Here is an 18,651-nt window from a genome sequence, read left to right on the forward strand (position 1 = left end):
CACGATGGGCCGCGCCGTCCGCATCCTCGCCTCGGGTCTTCACTTCGGTGAAGGCCCGCGCTGGCATCAGGGCCGCCTGTGGTTCAGCGATTTCTACAAGCATTCCATCTGCTCGGTCGGCCTGGATGGCGATCTGCGGGTGGAGCTCGAAATCGACGACCACCCCTCGGGCCTTGGCTGGATGCCTGATGGCTCGCTGCTGTTCGTGTCGATGCAGAAGCAGCAGGTGTGGCGGCGCTGGCCCGACGGGCGTCTGGCGCTTCACGCCGATCTTGCCGGCATCTCTGTGTTCCGCAGCAATGACATGGTCGTCGCCGCAGACGGGCGGGCATGGGTCGGCAACTTCGGCTTCGATCTTGATCGCACCGCGCGCGAACAGGGATTGCAGACGATCTTCGCCGATCCCCCGCTGGCCAGCCTTGCCGCAATCGCGCCCGACGGCACGGTCTCGTGCGCGGCAGAAGGCTTCGCCTTTCCCAACGGCATGGTCATCACCCCCGATGGCCGCACGCTGATCGTTGCCGAAACCTTCGGCATGCGGCTGACCGCCTTCGACATCGCCGCCGATGGCAGCCTGTCGAACCGTCGCCTCTGGGCCGATACCGCGCCCCGTCTGCCCGATGGCATCGCGCTCGATGCATCCGGCGCGATCTGGATCGCCAACCCTGGCGCGGCCGAATGCGCCCGGATCGCGCAAGGCGGCGAAGTGCTCGAAACCGTCGGCGTGGAAGGCACCAACGTCTATGCCTGCATGCTCGGCGGCCCCGAAGGGCGCCACCTGTTCATGCTCTGCGGCCCGCACAGCGATGCGCAAAAGGCAGCCGCTGCTCCGCTCGGCGATATCCGCGTGGTCGAAGTGGACGTCGCGCGGGCAGGGCTTCCGTGAAGGTTCGGGTCTAGCTTCGCGTCAGTTCGCGCACGAAGTCGATCAGACCTGTCTGGCGGGTGCGGCGCATGCGCTCGGCCTCCAGGATCTGCTGCACCTTGGCGAAGCAGGTCTCCACGTCGTCGTTGACCACGACGTAGTCATAGCCGTCCCAGTGGCTGATTTCCGCCTGTGCCCGCGCCATCCGCGCCGCGATCACTTCGGCGCTGTCGGTGCCGCGCCCCACAAGGCGGCGGTTCAGCTCGGCCAGGCTTGGCGGCAGGATGAACACGCGCACCACGTCGGCCTGCGCCTTCTGGTAAAGCTGCTGCGTGCCCTGCCAGTCGATGTCGAACAGCACGTCCTGTCCGGCCTTCAGCTGGGTGCGGATATGCGCCTTCGGCGTGCCGTAGCTCTTCCCGAAGACGTGCGCCCACTCGTAGAATTCGTTGGCCTCGACCATCCGGTCGAATTCGTCCTGGCTGACGAAGTGGTAGTCCTTCCCATCGACTTCGCCCGGCCGCATCGGCCGCGTCGTGGCCGAAACCGACATCGCGATGTCCGGCACTTCGGCCAGCAGGCGCCGCGCGATCGTCGTCTTGCCCGCGCCCGACGGCGAAGACAGGATGAACATCAGTCCGCGCCGGTGCAGCGCATCGGACGGGCGGGAAAGGTCGGCAGCGGGGGATGAGGACGCGTCGTGGGCCATGCGCGCTCATGCCGCAGGCGCCCGCTGCCGGTCAAGCCGTGGCAGTCCTCGAATTGGAGTTCAGGCCTTCTTGCCCCGCTTGGCCTGTTCGTCGACCTGCTCGGTGCCTTTGGCCTTCTGCGCGGCGGCGTGGCGCCGGTCATAGAGTGTCTTGGCAAGCAGCCCGCCGCCCACCACGATCGCGCCCGGCACCGAACGCGTCGCCACGCGGGCAAGCGCGGTGCCCACCAGCGTTTGTGTCAGGCCGCGACCCTTGATGATCTTCTTCGCCTTGCGCGTGCCGAACTTCTGGCCCAGCAGCCCCGTTTCCACCCCGCGCCGCAGCAGCGCGCCACCGGCGCGCAGGGCGATGTCGGCCAGGATCACCGTGGTCATCGGATTGGGGATGGGCTCGTCGGCCAGCTTTTCGGACACCTTGCCCGATGCCTTGCCCGCGGCGTCGGCCGAAGCCTTGCGCACCTTGCCCACGCGCGCCTTCGCGCTTTTCACACCCTTGCTGAACAGTCCCATCTGCCGACCCCGATCGATAAGGCCCGCGTGTGCCGGGGGCCGTTACTTGCGCTTGCCGAAGTCCACCGACACGACGTTGGACCCGTCCTCGGTGCGCTCAACGGGCTTGCCGCCGCCGCGTTCCCCTTCGCCCGGCTCGCCATCGCCGTCGTTGCCGGCGTCTTCGTACTCCTCGGGGTCCATGTCGGCCGCAGCCTGGAACTGCAGGCCGAAGTCGACCGCCGGATCGACGAAGGCGGTGATCGCGCTGAACGGGATCACCAGCGTGGAGGGGATCTGGTTGAAGCTCAGCCCCACGCTGAACTGGTCTTCTTCGACCTTCAGGTCCCAGAACTTGTTCTGCAGGACGATGGTCATCTCGTCGGGGAAGCGCTCCTTCAGCCGCGTCGGGATCGAAACGCCCGGGGCGCCGGTCTTGAAGGTGATGTAGAAGTGGTGGTTGCCGGGCAGGTGCCCGCCGGTGGATTCGACCTGTCCCAGCACGCGGCCGACAACGGCGCGCAGGGCCTCCTGCACGATTTCGTCGTAAGGGATCAGGCTGTCGGGGCTATCGCTCATGGAAATTACCCTTCGCCTCACAGCGGCTTGTGGTCAAGGGGCGACGCGGCGCCGAACCGACGAAGCGCGCGAATGACGGCGCAATTGATGTCTCGATTGATTCTGGCACTCGCAAGCCTATAGGCGCTGTCTCATGCGCACCGGATCGATCAAGCGTAGGACCGAGGAGACCGACATCGACGTGTCGGTCAATCTCGATGGCACCGGCACCTATCAGGTGGAAACGGGGATCGGCTTCCTCGATCACATGATCGAACAGTTCAGCCGCCATTCGCTGATCGACATCACTTGCAAGGTGAAGGGCGATCTCCACGTCGATCAGCACCACACCACCGAGGACAGCGCGATCGCGCTGGGCCAGGCGATTGCGCAGGCGCTGGGCGACAAGAAGGGCATCACCCGCTACGGCCACACCTACTCGCCGATGGACGAGGCGTTGAGCCGCGTCGCGCTCGATATCTCGGGCCGTCCCGTGCTGGTGTGGAAGGCCGCGTTCACGCAGCCCCGCCTGGGCGAGATGGACACCGAGCTGTTCGAGCACTGGTTCCAGTCGATCAGCCAGGCCGCCGGGATCACGCTGCACATCGAAAGCCTTTACGGCAGCAACAACCACCACATCATCGAAGGCATCTACAAGGGCTTCGCCCGCGCGATGCGCGCAGCGATCACCATCGATCCGCGCAAAGCCGATGCCGTGCCGTCCACCAAGGGCATTCTCGGTGGCTGAGGTCATCGCGCTGATCGATTACGGCGCGGGCAACCTCCATTCGGTGCACAACGCGCTGAAGGCGGCGGGCGGCGAAGGCATCCGCATCACCGCCGATCCCGATGTCGTGCGCGCGGCCGACCGCATCGTCCTGCCCGGCGTCGGCGCGTTCGGTGCCTGCGCCGGGGCCCTGCGCGCCATTCCCGGCATGGTCGAGGCGATGGCCGAACGCGTCCACGTCGGCGCGGCGCCCTTCCTCGGCATCTGCGTCGGCATGCAGCTTCTGGCAACGCGCGGGATCGAGTTCGGCTCGACCGACGGGCTCGACTGGATCCCCGGCGAAGTCCGCCAGATCGAGCGCACCGATCCTGCAATCAAGGTGCCGCACATGGGCTGGAACGATGTCGAGCCGGGCCACCACCACAGCCTGATCGAACCGGGCGAGGCCTACTTCCTCCACTCGTTCCACTTCGCCCCGTACGACGGCCACCACGTCGCGGCGATGACCGACCATGGCGGCGGGCTTGTCGCGGCGGTTGCGCGCGACACCATCCTCGGCGTGCAGTTCCACCCGGAAAAGAGCCAAGACTACGGGCTCGCGCTGCTCGCGCGGTTCCTCGACTGGAAGCCCTGATCCGTCGCAGGACCGGGAACGGTTGAGCCGGTTCGGACCTTGCTAGGGGGACACCTCAGGAGGGCCGCTTGCCGAATTACCCTTACGACCAGCTCGTTCTTACCCCCCACGTCGTCGATCTGTCGCGCTCGCCGCTCGCGGGGCACTTCGATGCCGAAACCTATGTGCTGGGTGCGTTCAATCCCGGCATGACCGTGCTGCCCAACGGCAACATCCTGCTCATGGTCCGCGTGGCCGAGGCGCTGCGAAATCCCGTGCGCGATGGCAAGGTCCACGCGATCCGCTGGGAGCGGGGCGCCTACGTGCTCGATGCCTGGCCGCTCGAACTGGCTGACACCGCCGATCCGCGCAAGTTCATGCTCCACGGCGGCGGGTGGAAGGTCATGGCGTTGACCTCGCTGTCCTGGCTGCTTCCGGTCGAAATGACTCCCGACGGGCTGGAAATGGTCGCCATCCACTATGACAAGGCGATCGCCCCGCAAGGGTCGTACCAGTGCTACGGTATCGAGGATGCGCGCATTTCGCGCATCGAAAACCGCTACTGGATGACCACCTGCTCGGTCAGTCCCGAACGCCATTCGACCACGCTCTACACCTCCGACAACGGGCTCGACTGGGACTTCCAAGGCATCGTGCTCGATCACCAGAACAAGGACATGCTGCTGTTCGAAGGGCTGGTGGACGGCAAGTACTGGGCGCAGACCCGGCCGCTGGGCGATCTCTACTTCGCCTATCCGCCGGGCAGCGAATGGCGTCCCGGCCCCTCGATCAACCTCGCGACCTCGCCCGACGGCCTGCACTGGAAGCCGCACATCGAACCGCACATCCGCCCGCATGCCGGCACCGTTGCCACGGCGCGCATGGGCGGCGGCGCCCCGCCGATCCTCACCGAAATCGGTGGCAAGCGCGGCTGGCTCTCGCTGTGGCACGGGGTCGAGCCGAAGGAAATCGTCGGCATCTATCGCACCTACTGGACCCTGCTCGACGAAGCCGACCCCACCCGCGCGCTCGCCACCAGCCACACGCCGCTGCTCGAACCCGATGCCGAACTCACCCGCCCGCTGGAGGACATGCTCTACTTGCGCGACGTGGTGTTCACCACCGGCGTCATCGATGCGGGCGACCGCTTCATCATCGCCTCGGGCGAAGCCGACCTTGCCTGCCGGGTCACGCACGTACCCAAGGAAGCGTTCAGCGAATAAAAGAACCGTGCTTCGACAGGCTAGGCACAGACGGCGATGGAACTGAACGCCACCAAGGCCACCCGCCCTGAGCCTGTCGAAGGGCTGTTCTTACTTCCGGCGACCCTGACGCATCGTACGTCGTTCCCTGTTCCCGTACGGCAAAACCGGTGCTAGGCGCGGCCCCCATGATCGTCTTTCCAGCCATCGACCTCAAGGGCGGCCAGGTTGTCCGCCTTGCCGAAGGGGACATGGATCGCGCCACCGTCTATGGTGACGATCCAGCGCACCAAGCCACGCTGTTCGCCGCTGCGGGCAGCCAGTACCTGCACGTCGTCGATCTCGATGGCTCGTTCGCCGGTCGCGCCGAAAACCGTGAGGCGGTCGAAGGCATTCTCAAGTCGTTCGGCGGCCACGTGCAGCTGGGCGGCGGCATCCGCACGCGCGAAGCGGTCGAAGGCTGGTTCGATCTCGGCGTCAGCCGCGTCGTGATGGGCACCGCCGCGTTGAAAGACCCCGAGTTCGTCAAGGACATGGCCAAGGCGTTCCCCGGCGGCATCGTCGTCGCGGTCGACGCGCGCGATGGCATGGTTGCGACGCAAGGCTGGGCCGATGTGTCCGACGTCGAAGTCGTCGACCTTGCCCGCCGTTTCGAAGACGCGGGCGTCGCCAGCCTGCTGTTCACCGACATCGGCCGCGATGGCCTGCTCAAGGGCGTGAACATCGACGCCACCGTCGATCTCGCCCGCCGCGTCGATATTCCGGTGATCGCCAGCGGCGGGGTGAAGGGCATCGACGATATCCGCATGCTCAAGATCCACGAAGCCGACGGCATCGAAGGCGTCATCACCGGCCGCGCCCTGTTCGAAGGCCGGCTCGACCTCGCCGCCGCCATCGCGATGGCCGAGGCGGCGTAACGTTTTGCTCTCTCCCCTGAAGGAGAGAGGGCTTTGTCGGAGAACGTCATGACCGTCCGCGTCCGCGTCATTCCCTGCCTCGACGTTCGCGATGGCCGCGTGGTCAAGGGCGTCAACTTCGTCGATCTGCGCGATGCGGGCGATCCGGTCGAACAGGCGCGCGCCTATGACAAGGCGGGCGCGGACGAACTCTGCTTCCTCGACATTTCGGCCAGTCACGAAGGGCGCGGCACGCTGCTCGATGTCGTCGCGCGCACCGCCGAAGTCTGCTTCATGCCGCTGACCGTGGGCGGCGGCGTCCGGTCGGCGGAGGATGCGCGCGCGCTGCTGCTGGCGGGTGCCGACAAGGTGGCGGTCAATTCCGCCGCCGTCGCCCGGCCCGAACTGGTGCGCGACATTGCCGAACGCTTCGGCGCGCAATGTGTCGTCGGCTCGGTCGATGCGCGCCGGGTCGCGCCGGGCAAGTGGGAGATATTCACTCACGGCGGCCGCAAGCCCACCGGGATCGACGCGCTCGCCCATGCCGAAAACCTCGCCAAGCTGGGCGCGGGCGAATTGCTCGTCACCTCGATGGACGGCGATGGCACCAAGGCGGGGTACGATCTCGACCTCACCCGCGCGATTGCCGATGCCGTGCCCGTGCCGGTGATTGCCAGCGGCGGGGTCGGCAATCTCGACCACCTCGTCGACGGCGTGACCAAGGGCCATGCCAGCGCCGTGCTCGCCGCCTCGATCTTCCACTTCGGCCAGCACTCGATCGCCGAGGCTCATGCGGCCTTGCGCGCAGCGGGCCTTCCAGCGCGCTCTTGACCCTTCGCCCCAGCGCCGCCATGCCCGCCCCCATGACCGACGACACGCTGTTCCGCCTCGAAGCGACCATTGCCGAGCGCCTCCAGGGCGATCCGGCGGCAAGCTACGTGGCCAAGCTCCACGGCAAGGGCCTTGGCAAGATCGCGCAGAAAGTGGGCGAGGAAGCGACTGAGGTGGTCATCGCCGCGCTGTCGGGCGATGCGCAGGAACTGACGGGGGAGGCGGCCGACCTCCTCTTCCACCTCCTCGTCCTGCTGGGCGAGAAGGGCGTGCCGCTGTCGGCCGTGCTGGCCGAACTGAACCGCCGCGAAGGCACCTCGGGCATTGTCGAGAAGCAGAGCAGGAGCAACTGACATGGCAGTCGACGCCACCCAGCCCTACGACGACCAGAACATCTTCGCCAGGATCCTGCGCGGCGAGATTCCCTCGCGCAAGGTCTACGAAGACGACTTCAGCCTCGCCTTCCACGACATCAACCCGCAGTCGCCCACGCACATCCTGGTGATCCCCAAGGGCGCCTACGTCAGCTGGGACGATTTCACCGCCAAGGCCTCCGACGCCGAAATCGCGGGCTTCGTCCGCGCGGTGGGGCATGTCGCGCGCGATGCCGGGCTGGTCGCGCCGGGCTATCGCCTGCTCGCCAACACCGGCACGCACAGCCACCAGGAAGTGCCGCACCTGCACGTGCACATCATGGCGGGTCGTCCGCTCGGGCCGCTGCTCGCCCGTTAAGCGGCAAGAGGGCGGAATTACGCGAGAAAATCGTTAACGCGTCCTTGCCCTCGGATTCCCCGCTGGGCTAGGGTGCGCCATCCCATGCTTGCGCCCGATCCCCCCGGCGGCCACTTCGACGGCCTGGTCCACCTGTTTCCGGTCCGCGTCTACTTCGAAGACACGGACCTTTCGGGCGTGGTCTATCACGCCAACTACCTGCGCTGGTTCGAACGCGCCCGGTCCGACATGCTGCGCGTGCTCGGCATAGAACAGCGCGCCGCGCACGATGCGGGCGAGGGCGCCTATGCCGTGACCGAGCTTGCCCTGCGCTATCTCCGCCCGGCGAAGCTCGACGATGCCGTGTTCGTCGCCAGCCGCGTGACCGAAGTCACTCCCGCCACCTGCCGCATCGTTCAGCAGGCATACAGGGGCGAAACGCTGCTTTGCAGCGCCGAGGTGCGCGTCGCCTTCGTCGCGCCCAACGGCCGTCCGCGTCGCCAGCCGGCGGCGTGGGTCGCCGCGTTCCAGACCGTACTCAACCAGGAAGGCCTTTCCCCCGCATGACCTTCGATCTGCTCGCCGCCGGCGCCGCCGCCGCGCCCACCCGGCTCAACCCCGTCGCGCTGTTCCTCCACGCCGACATCGTCGTGCAGATCGTGATGGGCGCGCTCGTGCTGGCAAGCGTCTGGGTCTGGACGATCATCATCGGCTTCTCGCTGCGCATGATCGGCGTCACCCGCCGCTGCGACGCCTACGAAGAGGAATTCTGGGACGCGCGCGACATCGACGCCTTCCAGAAGGCGAACAAGGGCAAGGACATTCCCTCGGCCCGCATCGTCACCGCCGCGCTCGGCGAGTGGCGCCGCTCCACCGCCGGCCAGACGATCGACCGCGAAGGCACGCGCCAGCGGCTCACCATCGCGATGGAAGATGCCGTGGTGGTGGAAAGCGAAAAGCTGTCGAACCGGTTGAACTTCCTCGCCACGGTCGGCTCGGTCGCGCCCTTCGTCGGGCTGTTCGGCACCGTGTGGGGCATCATGGACAGCTTCTTCAACATCGGCGCGCAGCAGAATTCCTCGCTCGCCGTGGTGGCGCCCGGCATTTCGGAAGCGCTGTTCGCTACCGCCATCGGCCTGTTCGCGGCGATCCCCTCGGTCATCGCCTACAACCGCTTCTCGCACCGCGTGAACCGCTTCGAAGGCCGCCTGTTCCGCTTCGCCGACCGTTTCCACGCGACCTTGAGCCGCGAGCTGGAGCAGTAAGCCGATGGCGATGAACCTCCAGCAGGGCGGCGGCGGCGGCTCGCGCCGGCGGCGCCGCGGGCGCGGCGGCGGCGCTGCGATGAGCGAGATCAACGTGACGCCGCTGGTCGACGTCATGCTGGTGCTGCTGATCATCTTCATGGTCACTGCGCCGATGCTGACGGCGGGCGTGCCGATCGACCTTCCCGACAGCAAGGCCGAGGCGCTGAAGGAAGAAAAGAACGAGATCACCGTCAGCATGGACGGGGAAGGGCGCGTGTTCCTCGATGATCAGGAACTCGCGCCCGGCGAACTCGCCGATCGCCTCGCCGGAATCGACAAGGGCACACGCGCCCCGCTCGTCACTCTGCGCGCCGATCGCAACCTGAAATACGACCGGGTGATCGCCGTGATGGGCGAACTGAACGCCGCCGGCTTCAAGTCGATCTCGCTGGTCACCAACGGTTCAGTGACGGCCCCATAGCGCCATGGCGATGCGTGGCGAAAGCACATCGGGCATGACTCGCGAGGAGCGGCTGGCGCTCGGCCTCGCGCTCGTCGCGCATGTCGCGCTGATCGCGGCGCTCACGCTCTCGCCTCCGGGAAAGGACATCGCCCCGCCGCCCGAACGGATGACGATCACCTTTTCGGACGAGATCGCCGACAAGTCGACCTCGCCCGATCCGAACGCGCAGGCCGCGCCCGACGTCGCGCCGCAGCTGGGCGAGCCTGCCCCGCTCGCACAGCCCGAGCCGCAACCGCAAGAAGCGCAGCCGGCGCCGCCGCAGCCCGCCCCGCTGCCCCAGCCGCCCAGGCTGCAGCCCCAGCCAAAGCCACTGCCAAAGCCGCAGCCCGCACCGGCAAGGCCCGCGCCCGCACCACGCCCGCAACCGGCGCCGCCCCGGCCCGCTCCGGCGCAGCCAAAGCCCGCCCCGGCCAGGCCCCAGCCCCAACCCCAGCCCCAGCCAGCAAGGCCCGCACAGCCCAAGCCCACTGTGGCCAAGCCTACGCAGGCCAGGCCAACCCCGGCCAAGCCCTCCGCCGCAGGCAACGAAGCGCCGCGCCGCCGGCCCGACGCGCCCACCGGCGGCAGCCGCATCGGCAGCGATTTCCTGCAGGGCATTCCCGGCTCGACCGCGCCCGGCACGGCGAAGACCCCGCCTGCACAGGCCGTGGGGCCAGAGGTCAAGTCGGCGCTGGTCGGTGCGATCTCGCGCCAGATCAAGCCGCACTGGGCCGCCCCGCAGGGCGTCGATGTCGAAAAGCTGGTCACCGTGCTCGCCTGGGAACTCAATCCCGATGGCAGCCTTGCCGGAAAGCCGGTGGTCGTTTCGCAGACCGGGCTGACCGACGCCAACCGGCCGCAGGCCGCGCGCCATGCCGAACAGGCCATCCGTGCCGTTCAGCTCGCCGCGCCGTTCCAGCTGCCAAAGGAATACTACACCAGCTGGAAGCGCATCGCGCAGTTCCGCTTTGACAGGAAGTTGTCGCAATGAAGACCGCCAAGTTCGCCCTGCTGATCGGCCTCGCTTCCCTGCCGAGCCTCGCCCTCCCGGGCCTTGCCTTCGCGCAGGTCCAGCAGCTGCCGGCCTCCTCGGCCTCGCCGGCGGCGCAACCCGCGCCTGCCGATGCGGGCGGCCTTACCGGTTCGGTCACCGACGAAAGCGAATGGCAGGATCTGGGCATCGCCATCCCCGCTTTCCCGACCGACACCTCGGTCGCCACCGCGGCCGAAGGCGGCAATACCGAAGCGCTCGGGCGCAATCTCGCCCGCGTGGTCTACAACGATCTCAAGAACAACGGCCTGTTCAAGCCGGTCGGGCCCGATGCGCTGCCCGGCATCGGCTTCTTCCAGGTGACCGCGCCCTCGTTCGATTTCTGGCGCGGCCGCTCGGCCGAAATGCTGGTGCAGGGCTTCGTCAAGGCCGCGCCCGACGGCAAGCTGACGGTCGGCTGCTATCTCTACGACGTGGCGCTGGGCAGCGAACTGATCCGCCAGGGCTATGTCGTCCAGCCGAACGAATGGCGCCGCGCCGCGCACAAGTGCGCCGACATGGTCTATTCGCGCCTGTCCGGCGAAAATCCGTTCTTCGACAGCAAGATCGCCTACATCGCCGAAACCGGGCCGAAGGATCACCGGCGCAAGCAGCTGGCGATCATGGATAGCGATGGCGCCAACCACCGCTTCATCACCAATGGCCAGGCCACCGCGCTCACCCCGCGCTATTCGCCCGACTATTCGAAGATCGTCTACCTCAGCTACCTCAACGGCTACCCGCGGATCTACGTCTACGACATCGGCAGCGGGCAGCAGCGCCTCGTCACCGAAGGGAAGGGGCCGACGTTCGCCCCGCGCTGGTCGCCCGATGGCAAGTTCATCCTCTATTCGATGGCCATCGGCGGCAACACGGACATCTACCGCGTTTCGGCGCAGGGCGGCCCGTCCACCCGGCTGACCAACACGCCGGGCATCAACGTCGGCGGTTCCTACTCGCCCGATGGCAGCAGGATCGTGTTTGAAAGCGATCGTTCGGGCAGCCAGCAGGTCTACGTGATGAACGCCGATGGCTCGAACCAGCGCCGCATCAGCTTCTTCGGCGGCCGTGCGGCCACGCCCGAATGGAGCCCGCGTGGCGATCAGATCGCCTTCACCCACATCGCGGGCAACTTCCGCATCGCGGTGATGGACCCCAACGGGCAGAATGTGCGCGATCTGACCGACAGCTGGCAGGATGAAGCGCCCACCTGGTCGCCCAATGGCCGCATCATCCAGTTCTTTCGCACCGAACGGAACAGCGGCAAGACCGGCATCTGGCAGGTCGATCTGACCGGGCGCAACGAACGCAAGCTCAACACGCCGGTCGATGCTTCGGACCCGGCCTGGGGCCCGGTCCTGCCCTGATAAAGGGCGCGGACTTCCCCGCGTTTTTGCGTTGCCCTTCCACCGTGTGCCATGCACACTCCTCCCCCGTCTCGCTTCAGGAGCCCCCTCATGCCTAAGCTGACCTCGAAACTTCCCATTCTGCTGCTCGTCGGCACCAGCCTCTCGCTCGCCGCCTGCGCCAAGAAGCCGCCCAAGGAATTGCCGCCCCAGCCCACCGCCACGTCGACCACGACGGAACCGTCGGGCCAGCCTGTTGGCCCCACGCCGGGCAGCCAGGCCGATTTCCTCGCCTCGGTGCTGGCGGACACGATCCACTTCGATACCGACCGCTACAACGTCGATACCGAAAGCCAGGGCATCCTGCAGAGCCAGGCGCAGTGGCTGTCACGCTATCCGGGCAAGATGGTCACGCTCGAAGGCCATGCGGACGAACGCGGCACGCGCGATTACAACATCGCGCTGGGCGAACGCCGCGCCAACGCCGCCAAGAACTACCTCGTCAGCCTCGGCGTCGATGCTTCGCGCATCACCGTCGTCAGCTATGGCAAGGAACGCCCGATCGCGCTCGGTTCGGACGAGGCGAGCTGGGCCAAGAACCGCCGCGCGGTGACGGTCACCGTCCAGTAAGCGGAACTCCATAGCCCTAAAGGGGCTTTATCGGCAGGGCGTCATGGCGCAAGGCTCGCTCGTGTGAGTCTCGCGGCAGGGCGTCCTTTCCGCGTTTTTCAAAAAGGATCGACAGGGTACAAGGCATGGCGCGGCAAGGGCGTTCAAGCGACTGGGGCTTTCCCCGCTGGCGTGGATACGGCAGCAGCCGCGAAGCCACCAACGTGCGCCTGTGCGATCGGGCCGGCTGCGATCAGCCGGGCAACTGTCCCGCGCCCAAATCGCCCAACAACCCTGATCGCTGGTATTTCTGCACCGCCCACGCCGCCGAATACAACGCCGGCTGGAACTACTTCGAAGGGCTGGACAAGGAAGAGGCCGAACAGCGCGAAAGGGCCGAGCGCGGCGAAGCCTCAGGCTTCAAGCAGGCGGCCTGGGCCGAATGGGGCGGATCTGGCGATGGCACCCGCAGCCGCGACGAACTGCGCGCCCTGGAAGTGCTAGACCTCGATCCCGATGCCGATTTCGATGCGGTGAAGAAGGCATGGCGCGCCAAGGCCAAGCTGGTCCACCCCGACGTGCGACCGGGTGACGAAGCCGCGGCCAAGGAATTCCAGCGGCTGCAGGTCTCCTACGAAGTGCTCCGCGCCGCCGAGGATCGCCGCACCTGGAAGGGCTGAACAGGCAGCTTCAGGGCCAAGTTGACACACTCCTTGCATATGCAAGGGTTTCCTACATTTCGGCCCTTGCCTAGAAGAGCGCCCCTCGCTCTTTGAAACCCTTGCAGATCAATGCGCTGGCGCTCCAACATGGCAAACAGGACCAACGCGCGACTTTCGCCTTTGTAGTCTGTCAACTTTGTCAACTTGGGGCCTAGCGCGGATGCCTTTTCGCCAGTGCGACCCCGGCCAGATTCTGCCCCCTCGGCACGTAGCGGACGCGTACCTTTTCGCCGCCTGCCAGCGCCTGGAATGCGGCGAGCAACGGGGCGGCCTCGGGCCTCGCGCGGGTCCGCCCCTCGATCACCGCGATCACCGCCAGCGCATCGCCCAGCAGCACGAAGTCGCTCAAGTCCCGCTCGCGCGCCAGCCGCAGCGCCTCGATTGCCGCGCGCCATTCCGCCTCGTGGCTCCCGCCGTGGCCAAGGTCGTCGCGCACGAACGCCTCGCCGCCGATCACGACCGCGCACTCCATTGTGCCGGGATTTGGGCGGCAGCCGCCGTCGAAGAACACTTTCACCCGCGCCGCTTTTGCCATACCCGAAGCCCATGGCCCGGCTGATCCTGTTCAACAAGCCCTACGGCGTGCTCAGCCAGTTCACCGATGCGGCGGGCCAGGGCGCGGGCGATGGGCCTCGGGCAACCCTGTCGGACCACATCGCGGTGCCGGGGGTCTATCCGGCCGGGCGGCTCGATCGCGACAGCGAAGGCCTGCTGCTCCTCACCGACGACGGCCGCCTTCAGGCCCGCATCGCCGACCCGCGGTTCAAGGCGCCCAAGACCTACCTCGTCCAGGTCGAAGGCACGGTGACCGACGCGGCGCTCGACCAGCTTCGCCGGGGCCTGCGGCTGAAGGACGGCATGACCCTGCCGGCCGAGGCGAAGGCGATTGATCCCCCGCAGCTCTGGCCGCGCGATCCGCCGGTCCGCTTCCGCAAGACCGTGCCCGATGCGTGGATTGCGCTCACCCTGCGCGAAGGCCGCAATCGCCAGGTCCGCCGCATGACCGCCGCCGTCGGCCTGCCCACGCTGCGGCTGGTGCGCTGGCGGATTGGGGACTGGACGCTCGATGGCCTCGCCCCCGGCGATTGGCGAGAGGTTGCCGTACCCACACACTGAGGAGACTTCGATGCAGCGGCGCAGCTTCGTGAAGACCGGTCTCGCCACGCTTCTGGCCGGCGCGGTTCCCGTGGGCCGGGCCAGCGCGGCCGACCTTGCCGGCGACATGACGATCCTGCGCCGCGCGCTCAACCTGCATCCCGGCCTCTACCGCTATGCCACGCCCGCACAGGTCGCGGCGCGGCTCGATGCGCTGCAGGGCGCCTTCGTCGGCGCCGCAACTCCGGACCAGCGCTACCTCGCGCTTTCGCGGTTTCTTGCGACGATCCGCTGCGGCCACAGCTACGCCAATTTCTACAACCAGAAGAAAGCGCTGGCCGCCGCGCTGTTCGACCGGCGCACCCGGCTGCCGTTCCACTTCGTCTGGCTGGGCGATGCCATGGTCGTCACCGCCGATGCTTCGGGCCAGCTGGCGCCGGGCACCCGGATCGAGGCGATCAACGGCGAGAGCGCCACAGCCTTGCGCAACCGGCTGTTGCCCTATGTCCGCGCCGACGGGCACAACGACGGCAAGCGCGTCTCGCTGCTGGAAGTGCGCGGTGACGACAGCATCGAGACGTTCGACGTGTTCCAGGGCCTGCTCGCGCCGCCGACCGCTGGCGTGCACCGGCTGGTGGTCCGCGCGCCCGGTGGCCCCGCGCGGCGGATCGAGCTTCCCGCCATCGACCTTGCCGAGCGGCGCAAGGCGATGATCTTGACCGACTCCGGTCCCGATGCCGTGGTCTGGCGCTGGGACATGCGACCGGACGGCGTCGCGCTGCTGACCATGCCCGGCTGGGCGCTCTATGACAGCAAGTGGAACTGGCAGGCCTGGCTCGACGAGCGGCTCGACAGCCTGACCGGAGCGCGCGGCCTGATCGTCGACATCCGCGACAACGAGGGCGGTCTGGAGGAGCCGGGCAATGCGGTGCTCTCTCGCTTCATCGATCGGCCCTACAATCCGCCGCAGCAGGAACAGCGCCTGCGCTTCCGCACGACGCCGGCCGATCTCGATCCCTATCTCGACACCTGGGACGACAGTTTCCGCACGCTGGGGCAGGGCGCCACGCCCCTGCCGGGCGGGTTCTTCCTGCGGCCCGGCAGCGCGGACAACCTTACCGTCGCGCCTGCCGGCAAGCGCCTGGCGATCCCGCTGGTGGTGCTGACCTCGCCGGTCAACAGCTCGGCCACGTTCCAATTTGCGAGCGCGGTTCGCACCACCGGGGCAGGGCGGCTGGTCGGCCGCACCACCGGCGGAAACCGGCGCGGGATCAACGGCGGATGCTTCTTCTTCGTGCGGCTTCCGGCGAGCGGGATCGAATTCGACCTGCCGCTGGTCGGCTACTTTCCGACGACGGCGGAACCCGATGCCGGGCTCGACCCCGATATCGCGGTCATGGCCACTGCCGCCGACATTGCCGCGGCGCGCGATCCCGTGCTGGACCGCGCCGTCGCGACGATCCTCAGGCGCTGAGCGCGGCGTCGAGCAGCGCGGGGATCGCCGCGTCGTCGAAGCCAGCGGCGACCCAGCCATCCTCCACCTTGCGCAACGTGGCGGCGACTTGGGGCCCCGCGCCCACGCCGCGCGCCACGACATCGCCGCCCTTCAGCGGAAAGCGCGGCACGTCCCAGTCGGTGACCGGAGCGAGCGTCCGCCCCGCCAGCAGCAAGCGGTCCCGCGCTTCGTCCAGCCCCAGACGATAGGCGAGCGCACGGGCATCGGCTTCGGTTTCGGCACCGCTGCGCCGCGCAGCGGCGGCCAGACGCTTCCGTTGCGCGCTGCTGAGTCGCAGGCGGGCGCCGATCTGGTCGACCGCCGCCGGATCGGCGGGCAGGATCGCAGCGAGCCGCCGCAGCGGATCGGGCGGGACGCCCTCTCGTCGCTCCGCCGCCTCAAGCGAGCCAAGCGGGGCCGGGTCGGCTTCGGGCAGGACTTGCGCCAGCACGCCCAGTTCGGCCATCCGCGCCAGCGTGGCGGATGGCGCGGGAAGCCCGAGCAGGTTAAGCAGTTCACCCGCGATGCGTTCGCGGCTGAGGCCCTTCAAACCGGCGCTCAGCGCCTGCACCGCCGCTTCGGCCTGCGCGTCGGCGGGGATCGAACCGAACCGGGCCTGGAAACGGAAGTAGCGCAGGATGCGCAGGTAATCCTCGCGGATGCGCGTTTCGGCATCGCCGATGAAGCGCACGCGGCGGGCGTTCAGGTCGTCGAGCCCGCCGAACCAGTCGAACACTTCGCCCGTCACCGGATCGGCATAGAGCGCGTTAATGGTGAAATCGCGCCGGGCGGCATCCTCGCGCCACTCCGTGCTGAAGGCCACGGTGGCATGGCGGCCATCGGTTTCGACATCGCGGCGCAGCGTGGTGATCTCGACCGGCCCGCCCTCCAGCACGGCGGTGACGGTGCCGTGGGCAAGGCCTGTCGGCACTGCGCGGATGCCGGCGGCGGCGAGGCGCTCCAGCGTCGCCTGCGGCAGCAGCACGGTCGCCATGTCGACGTCCTTGGGCGCGATGCCCAGCAGCGTATCGCGCACCACGCCGCCGACATAGCGCACGTTGCCGGGGCCGAGCGCGGCAACGAGCGCGGCAAGGTCGCTTCGGCCGAGCCAGTCGGCCGGGGGAAGGAAGGTCGGATCAGCCATGCCACATCAACCGCTGCGTCAGGTTGGCGATGATCCCGCCGGTCACGCCCCAGATGCGGTGTTCGCGCCACAGGATCTCGACGTAGGAGACGTTGCGCCCCTGCCAGTCGACCGAATGGCGCTGCTGGTTGGCGGGATCGAGCACGAAGCCCAGCGGCGGCTCGAACCAGCTCGCAACCTCGGCGGGGTTTGGACGCAGCGGCAGGTCTGGCGGGATCATGGCGAGGACGGGGGTGATGTCGTACCCGGTGCCGGTGCGGTACTGGTCCGACGCGCCGACCACGGTCACGTCGGCAGGATCGATGCCCAGTTCCTCGTTCGCTTCGCGCAGCGCGGCCTCGATCGGGGTTTCGCCGGGATCGATCTTGCCGCCGGGGAATGCAGCCTGTCCGGGATGGGCGCGCATGTGCGACGGGCGATGGATCAGCAGCACGCCGGGGCCATCGGGATGATCGCCGCGATCGGTCACCGCGATCAGCACGGCGGCGGGGCGCAGGCCGCTCTCGGGGATCGGGCGGAAGTCTTCGTAGGCGGGCTCGAACGGCCGGGCGTGGCCTTCGTCGAACAGGCGCTTCAGTCGTTCGAGCAGCGCACTCACGCGTGCGGCACCAGCGGGAAGTGCGCGCCCATGCTCGTCACCGCGAGCGCGTCCGCGTCCGATACGGTCAGCGCGTAATCGATCAGCTGGGCATACGTGCTGCGATTGAGCCGCGCCTCGGTGCCGTGGCGCACGGCGATGTAGAACGCGGGGATCTCGGCACTGCCCGCCACGCGCAACGGGTTGGCCGGGCCGCAGATCACCAGATCGTCGCTGTTGAGCCGGAAGGCGAGCACGGGACGGCCATCGCCATCGTGGCGCACTTCCATGTCGGTGGCGAGGAAGGCGGCGTCCTCGACTTCGATCGACAGGCGCTGGAACGGGGTCTTGAGCCAGTGCTGCCCATCCGCATCGCGCACCAGCAGCGAGGAGAACGCGCGGACCATCGCCGGGCGCTTGATCTCGCCCCCCTGATGGAACCAGCGGCCATCGGCGGCGATGCGCATCTCGCTGTCGCCGGTTTCGGCCGGGGTCCACTGGTCGACCGGCGGAATGCGCCGTGCCTCTACCTCGGCCGCGAGCTGGGCGAGGGAGAGCGAGGCGAGTTCTGGCGGTGGCGTGTACGGCATGGTGCCTCAGCCGATGCCAGAAGCGATCAGCGCCGCCAAGGCCCCAAGGTGCCTTCTTGCGGCAGGACGGCCGGGTTGGCGGTGCGGCACAGCAGGCGGTGCTGTTCGAACGGCCCGGGCAGCGCCCAACTGCCGGTGTGCGCGTTGGAGAAGCCGAAGAAGCGTTCGTAGTATTCGGGATCGCCGATCAGCACCTGCGGCAGCGGCGCGCGCGGATCGATCGCGGTGAGCGCGGCGGTCATCAGCGCCTTGCCATAGCCCTTGCCCTGAAGTCCCGGCAGCACGGCGACCGGGCCGACCATGATCATGGGATGCGCACGTCCAGCTGCATCGGTCAGCGCCACCGGCCAGCACTGGATCGTGCCGGCAAGCATCTCGTCTTCATCGAGCGCGGCGAATGACAGGCCCGGCAGCCACTCCATCCCTTCGCGCACCTTGTACGCCGTGCGGGTGTGGCGCTCTGGCTCGAACGCGGAATCGAGCAGCTCCTCGACCAGCGCGGGGTCGACATCGGCAAGGGGGATGATCGTGGACACGTGGCGCGGATAGCGGCGGGGGCAGGGGGGCGCAAGGCTGGTAGGGCCGTATCGGCCTCTCGCGCGTTGAGGTTTGCGCAATCGCCGCGCAATCATTGCACTTTACGGCGGGGGAACAGAGGCCTAGCCCGCGCCTTGCCCGCCGACAGAGCGGACA

25 protein-coding genes are annotated in these 18,651 nt (G+C 67.9%); 17 read left to right on the forward strand and 8 right to left on the reverse strand.

Translation table 11 applies throughout. From position 1 onward, the window contains the following. Positions 1 to 4 precede the first annotated feature (4 nt). Positions 5 to 886, forward strand: a complete 882-nt coding sequence (locus HHL27_RS02990; protein WP_169491857.1) for an SMP-30/gluconolactonase/LRE family protein — start codon at positions 5 to 7, stop codon at positions 884 to 886. A 10-nt stretch (positions 887 to 896) separates the two neighbouring features. On the opposite strand, the gene gmk is transcribed toward HHL27_RS02990, so the two are convergent. Genes gmk through HHL27_RS03005 form a run of 3 tightly spaced genes read right to left on the reverse strand, consistent with a single transcriptional unit; the run spans position 897 to position 2,642 of the window. Continuing rightward, positions 897 to 1,574, reverse strand: a complete 678-nt coding sequence (gmk, locus tag HHL27_RS02995) for a guanylate kinase (RefSeq protein WP_169491858.1) — start codon at positions 1,572 to 1,574, stop codon at positions 897 to 899. 60 nt (positions 1,575 to 1,634) lie between these two features. Next, positions 1,635 to 2,084, reverse strand: a complete 450-nt coding sequence (locus HHL27_RS03000; protein ID WP_240959274.1) for a hypothetical protein — start codon at positions 2,082 to 2,084, stop codon at positions 1,635 to 1,637. A 42-nt stretch (positions 2,085 to 2,126) separates the two neighbouring features. Next, a complete protein-coding gene (locus HHL27_RS03005) occupies positions 2,127 to 2,642 on the reverse strand; it encodes an SspB family protein (RefSeq protein WP_169491859.1) in 516 nt (171 codons plus the stop codon). 133 nt (positions 2,643 to 2,775) lie between these two features. On the opposite strand from HHL27_RS03005, the gene hisB reads away from it, so the two are divergent. From hisB to HHL27_RS03075, 14 genes are all read left to right on the forward strand, one after another. Beyond that, positions 2,776 to 3,369, forward strand: coding sequence for an imidazoleglycerol-phosphate dehydratase HisB (gene hisB, locus HHL27_RS03010; RefSeq protein WP_169491860.1), 594 nt, complete (start codon positions 2,776 to 2,778; stop codon positions 3,367 to 3,369). Then, positions 3,362 to 3,982: an imidazole glycerol phosphate synthase subunit HisH gene (gene hisH, locus HHL27_RS03015; protein WP_338114808.1), complete on the forward strand. Its 621-nt coding sequence runs from the start codon at positions 3,362 to 3,364 to the stop codon at positions 3,980 to 3,982. The genes hisB and hisH overlap by 8 nt, the downstream gene beginning before the upstream one ends. 68 nt (positions 3,983 to 4,050) lie before the next feature. Next, complete coding sequence (locus HHL27_RS03020) at positions 4,051 to 5,184, forward strand: glycoside hydrolase family 130 protein (RefSeq protein WP_169491862.1); 1,134 nt, start codon at positions 4,051 to 4,053, stop codon at positions 5,182 to 5,184. A gap of 167 nt (positions 5,185 to 5,351) precedes the next feature. Next, complete coding sequence (gene hisA, locus HHL27_RS03025) at positions 5,352 to 6,080, forward strand: 1-(5-phosphoribosyl)-5-[(5-phosphoribosylamino)methylideneamino]imidazole-4-carboxamide isomerase (protein WP_169491863.1); 729 nt, start codon at positions 5,352 to 5,354, stop codon at positions 6,078 to 6,080. A 48-nt stretch (positions 6,081 to 6,128) separates the two neighbouring features. Next, on the forward strand, positions 6,129 to 6,890 hold the full coding sequence (gene hisF, locus HHL27_RS03030; RefSeq protein WP_169491864.1) for an imidazole glycerol phosphate synthase subunit HisF: 762 nt from the start codon (positions 6,129 to 6,131) through the stop codon (positions 6,888 to 6,890). Between the two features lie 32 nt (positions 6,891 to 6,922). Beyond that, positions 6,923 to 7,243, forward strand: a complete 321-nt coding sequence (locus tag HHL27_RS03035) for a phosphoribosyl-ATP diphosphatase (RefSeq protein ID WP_169491865.1) — start codon at positions 6,923 to 6,925, stop codon at positions 7,241 to 7,243. A gap of 1 nt (position 7,244) precedes the next feature. Next, the gene (locus HHL27_RS03040; RefSeq protein ID WP_169491866.1) at positions 7,245 to 7,622 is read left to right on the forward strand and encodes a histidine triad nucleotide-binding protein; all 378 of its coding nucleotides are present in this window, start codon (positions 7,245 to 7,247) and stop codon (positions 7,620 to 7,622) included. Positions 7,623 to 7,706: 84 nt separating this feature from the next. Then, positions 7,707 to 8,168, forward strand: coding sequence for a YbgC/FadM family acyl-CoA thioesterase (locus tag HHL27_RS03045; protein ID WP_169491867.1), 462 nt, complete (start codon positions 7,707 to 7,709; stop codon positions 8,166 to 8,168). Then, entirely contained in the window at positions 8,165 to 8,866 is a 702-nt protein-coding gene (gene tolQ / locus HHL27_RS03050) for a protein TolQ (RefSeq protein WP_169491868.1), read from the forward strand. Before HHL27_RS03045 ends, tolQ begins: the two co-directional genes overlap by 4 nt. Positions 8,867 to 8,870: 4 nt before the next feature. Beyond that, positions 8,871 to 9,329, forward strand: a complete 459-nt coding sequence (gene tolR / locus HHL27_RS03055) for a protein TolR (protein WP_169491869.1) — start codon at positions 8,871 to 8,873, stop codon at positions 9,327 to 9,329. A gap of 34 nt (positions 9,330 to 9,363) precedes the next feature. Continuing rightward, positions 9,364 to 10,341, forward strand: a complete 978-nt coding sequence (locus tag HHL27_RS03060) for a hypothetical protein (RefSeq protein ID WP_240959275.1) — start codon at positions 9,364 to 9,366, stop codon at positions 10,339 to 10,341. Continuing rightward, the gene (gene tolB / locus HHL27_RS03065; protein ID WP_169491871.1) at positions 10,338 to 11,747 is read left to right on the forward strand and encodes a Tol-Pal system beta propeller repeat protein TolB; all 1,410 of its coding nucleotides are present in this window, start codon (positions 10,338 to 10,340) and stop codon (positions 11,745 to 11,747) included. The genes HHL27_RS03060 and tolB overlap by 4 nt, the downstream gene beginning before the upstream one ends. Before the next feature lie 90 nt (positions 11,748 to 11,837). Further along, positions 11,838 to 12,356 carry a peptidoglycan-associated lipoprotein Pal gene (gene pal / locus HHL27_RS03070; protein WP_169491872.1) on the forward strand — a complete coding sequence of 173 codons (519 nt, stop codon included), beginning with the start codon at positions 11,838 to 11,840 and terminating at the stop codon, positions 12,354 to 12,356. A 125-nt stretch (positions 12,357 to 12,481) separates the two neighbouring features. Beyond that, positions 12,482 to 13,015: a J domain-containing protein gene (locus HHL27_RS03075; RefSeq protein WP_169491873.1), complete on the forward strand. Its 534-nt coding sequence runs from the start codon at positions 12,482 to 12,484 to the stop codon at positions 13,013 to 13,015. Between the two features lie 193 nt (positions 13,016 to 13,208). On the opposite strand, the gene HHL27_RS03080 is transcribed toward HHL27_RS03075, so the two are convergent. Continuing rightward, positions 13,209 to 13,592 (reverse strand): reverse transcriptase-like protein, encoded by a 384-nt coding sequence (locus HHL27_RS03080; RefSeq protein ID WP_169491874.1) that lies wholly within the window; start codon positions 13,590 to 13,592, stop codon positions 13,209 to 13,211. Between the two features lie 11 nt (positions 13,593 to 13,603). Here HHL27_RS03080 and HHL27_RS03085 point away from each other — a divergent pair, with 11 nt between their 5' ends. Both HHL27_RS03085 and HHL27_RS03090 read left to right on the forward strand, forming a co-directional pair. Next, the gene (locus tag HHL27_RS03085) at positions 13,604 to 14,173 is read left to right on the forward strand and encodes a pseudouridine synthase (protein WP_169491875.1); all 570 of its coding nucleotides are present in this window, start codon (positions 13,604 to 13,606) and stop codon (positions 14,171 to 14,173) included. A gap of 10 nt (positions 14,174 to 14,183) precedes the next feature. Continuing rightward, positions 14,184 to 15,626, forward strand: a complete 1,443-nt coding sequence (locus HHL27_RS03090; RefSeq protein ID WP_169491876.1) for a S41 family peptidase — start codon at positions 14,184 to 14,186, stop codon at positions 15,624 to 15,626. On the opposite strand, the gene HHL27_RS03095 is transcribed toward HHL27_RS03090, so the two are convergent. Genes HHL27_RS03095 through HHL27_RS03110 form a run of 4 tightly spaced genes read right to left on the reverse strand, consistent with a single transcriptional unit; the run spans position 15,616 to position 18,494 of the window. Then, the gene (locus tag HHL27_RS03095; protein WP_169491877.1) at positions 15,616 to 16,791 is read right to left on the reverse strand and encodes a CCA tRNA nucleotidyltransferase; all 1,176 of its coding nucleotides are present in this window, start codon (positions 16,789 to 16,791) and stop codon (positions 15,616 to 15,618) included. The genes HHL27_RS03090 and HHL27_RS03095 overlap by 11 nt on opposite strands. Next, the gene (locus tag HHL27_RS03100) at positions 16,784 to 17,389 is read right to left on the reverse strand and encodes an NUDIX domain-containing protein (protein WP_169491878.1); all 606 of its coding nucleotides are present in this window, start codon (positions 17,387 to 17,389) and stop codon (positions 16,784 to 16,786) included. The genes HHL27_RS03095 and HHL27_RS03100 overlap by 8 nt, the downstream gene beginning before the upstream one ends. Then, on the reverse strand, positions 17,386 to 17,958 hold the full coding sequence (locus HHL27_RS03105; protein ID WP_169491879.1) for a DUF1285 domain-containing protein: 573 nt from the start codon (positions 17,956 to 17,958) through the stop codon (positions 17,386 to 17,388). The genes HHL27_RS03100 and HHL27_RS03105 overlap by 4 nt, the downstream gene beginning before the upstream one ends. 26 nt (positions 17,959 to 17,984) lie before the next feature. Continuing rightward, positions 17,985 to 18,494: a GNAT family N-acetyltransferase gene (locus tag HHL27_RS03110; RefSeq protein ID WP_169491880.1), complete on the reverse strand. Its 510-nt coding sequence runs from the start codon at positions 18,492 to 18,494 to the stop codon at positions 17,985 to 17,987. Positions 18,495 to 18,651 lie beyond the last annotated feature (157 nt).

Source organism: Novosphingobium olei, assembly GCF_012927405.1.
Classification (GTDB): domain Bacteria; phylum Pseudomonadota; class Alphaproteobacteria; order Sphingomonadales; family Sphingomonadaceae; genus Novosphingobium; species Novosphingobium olei.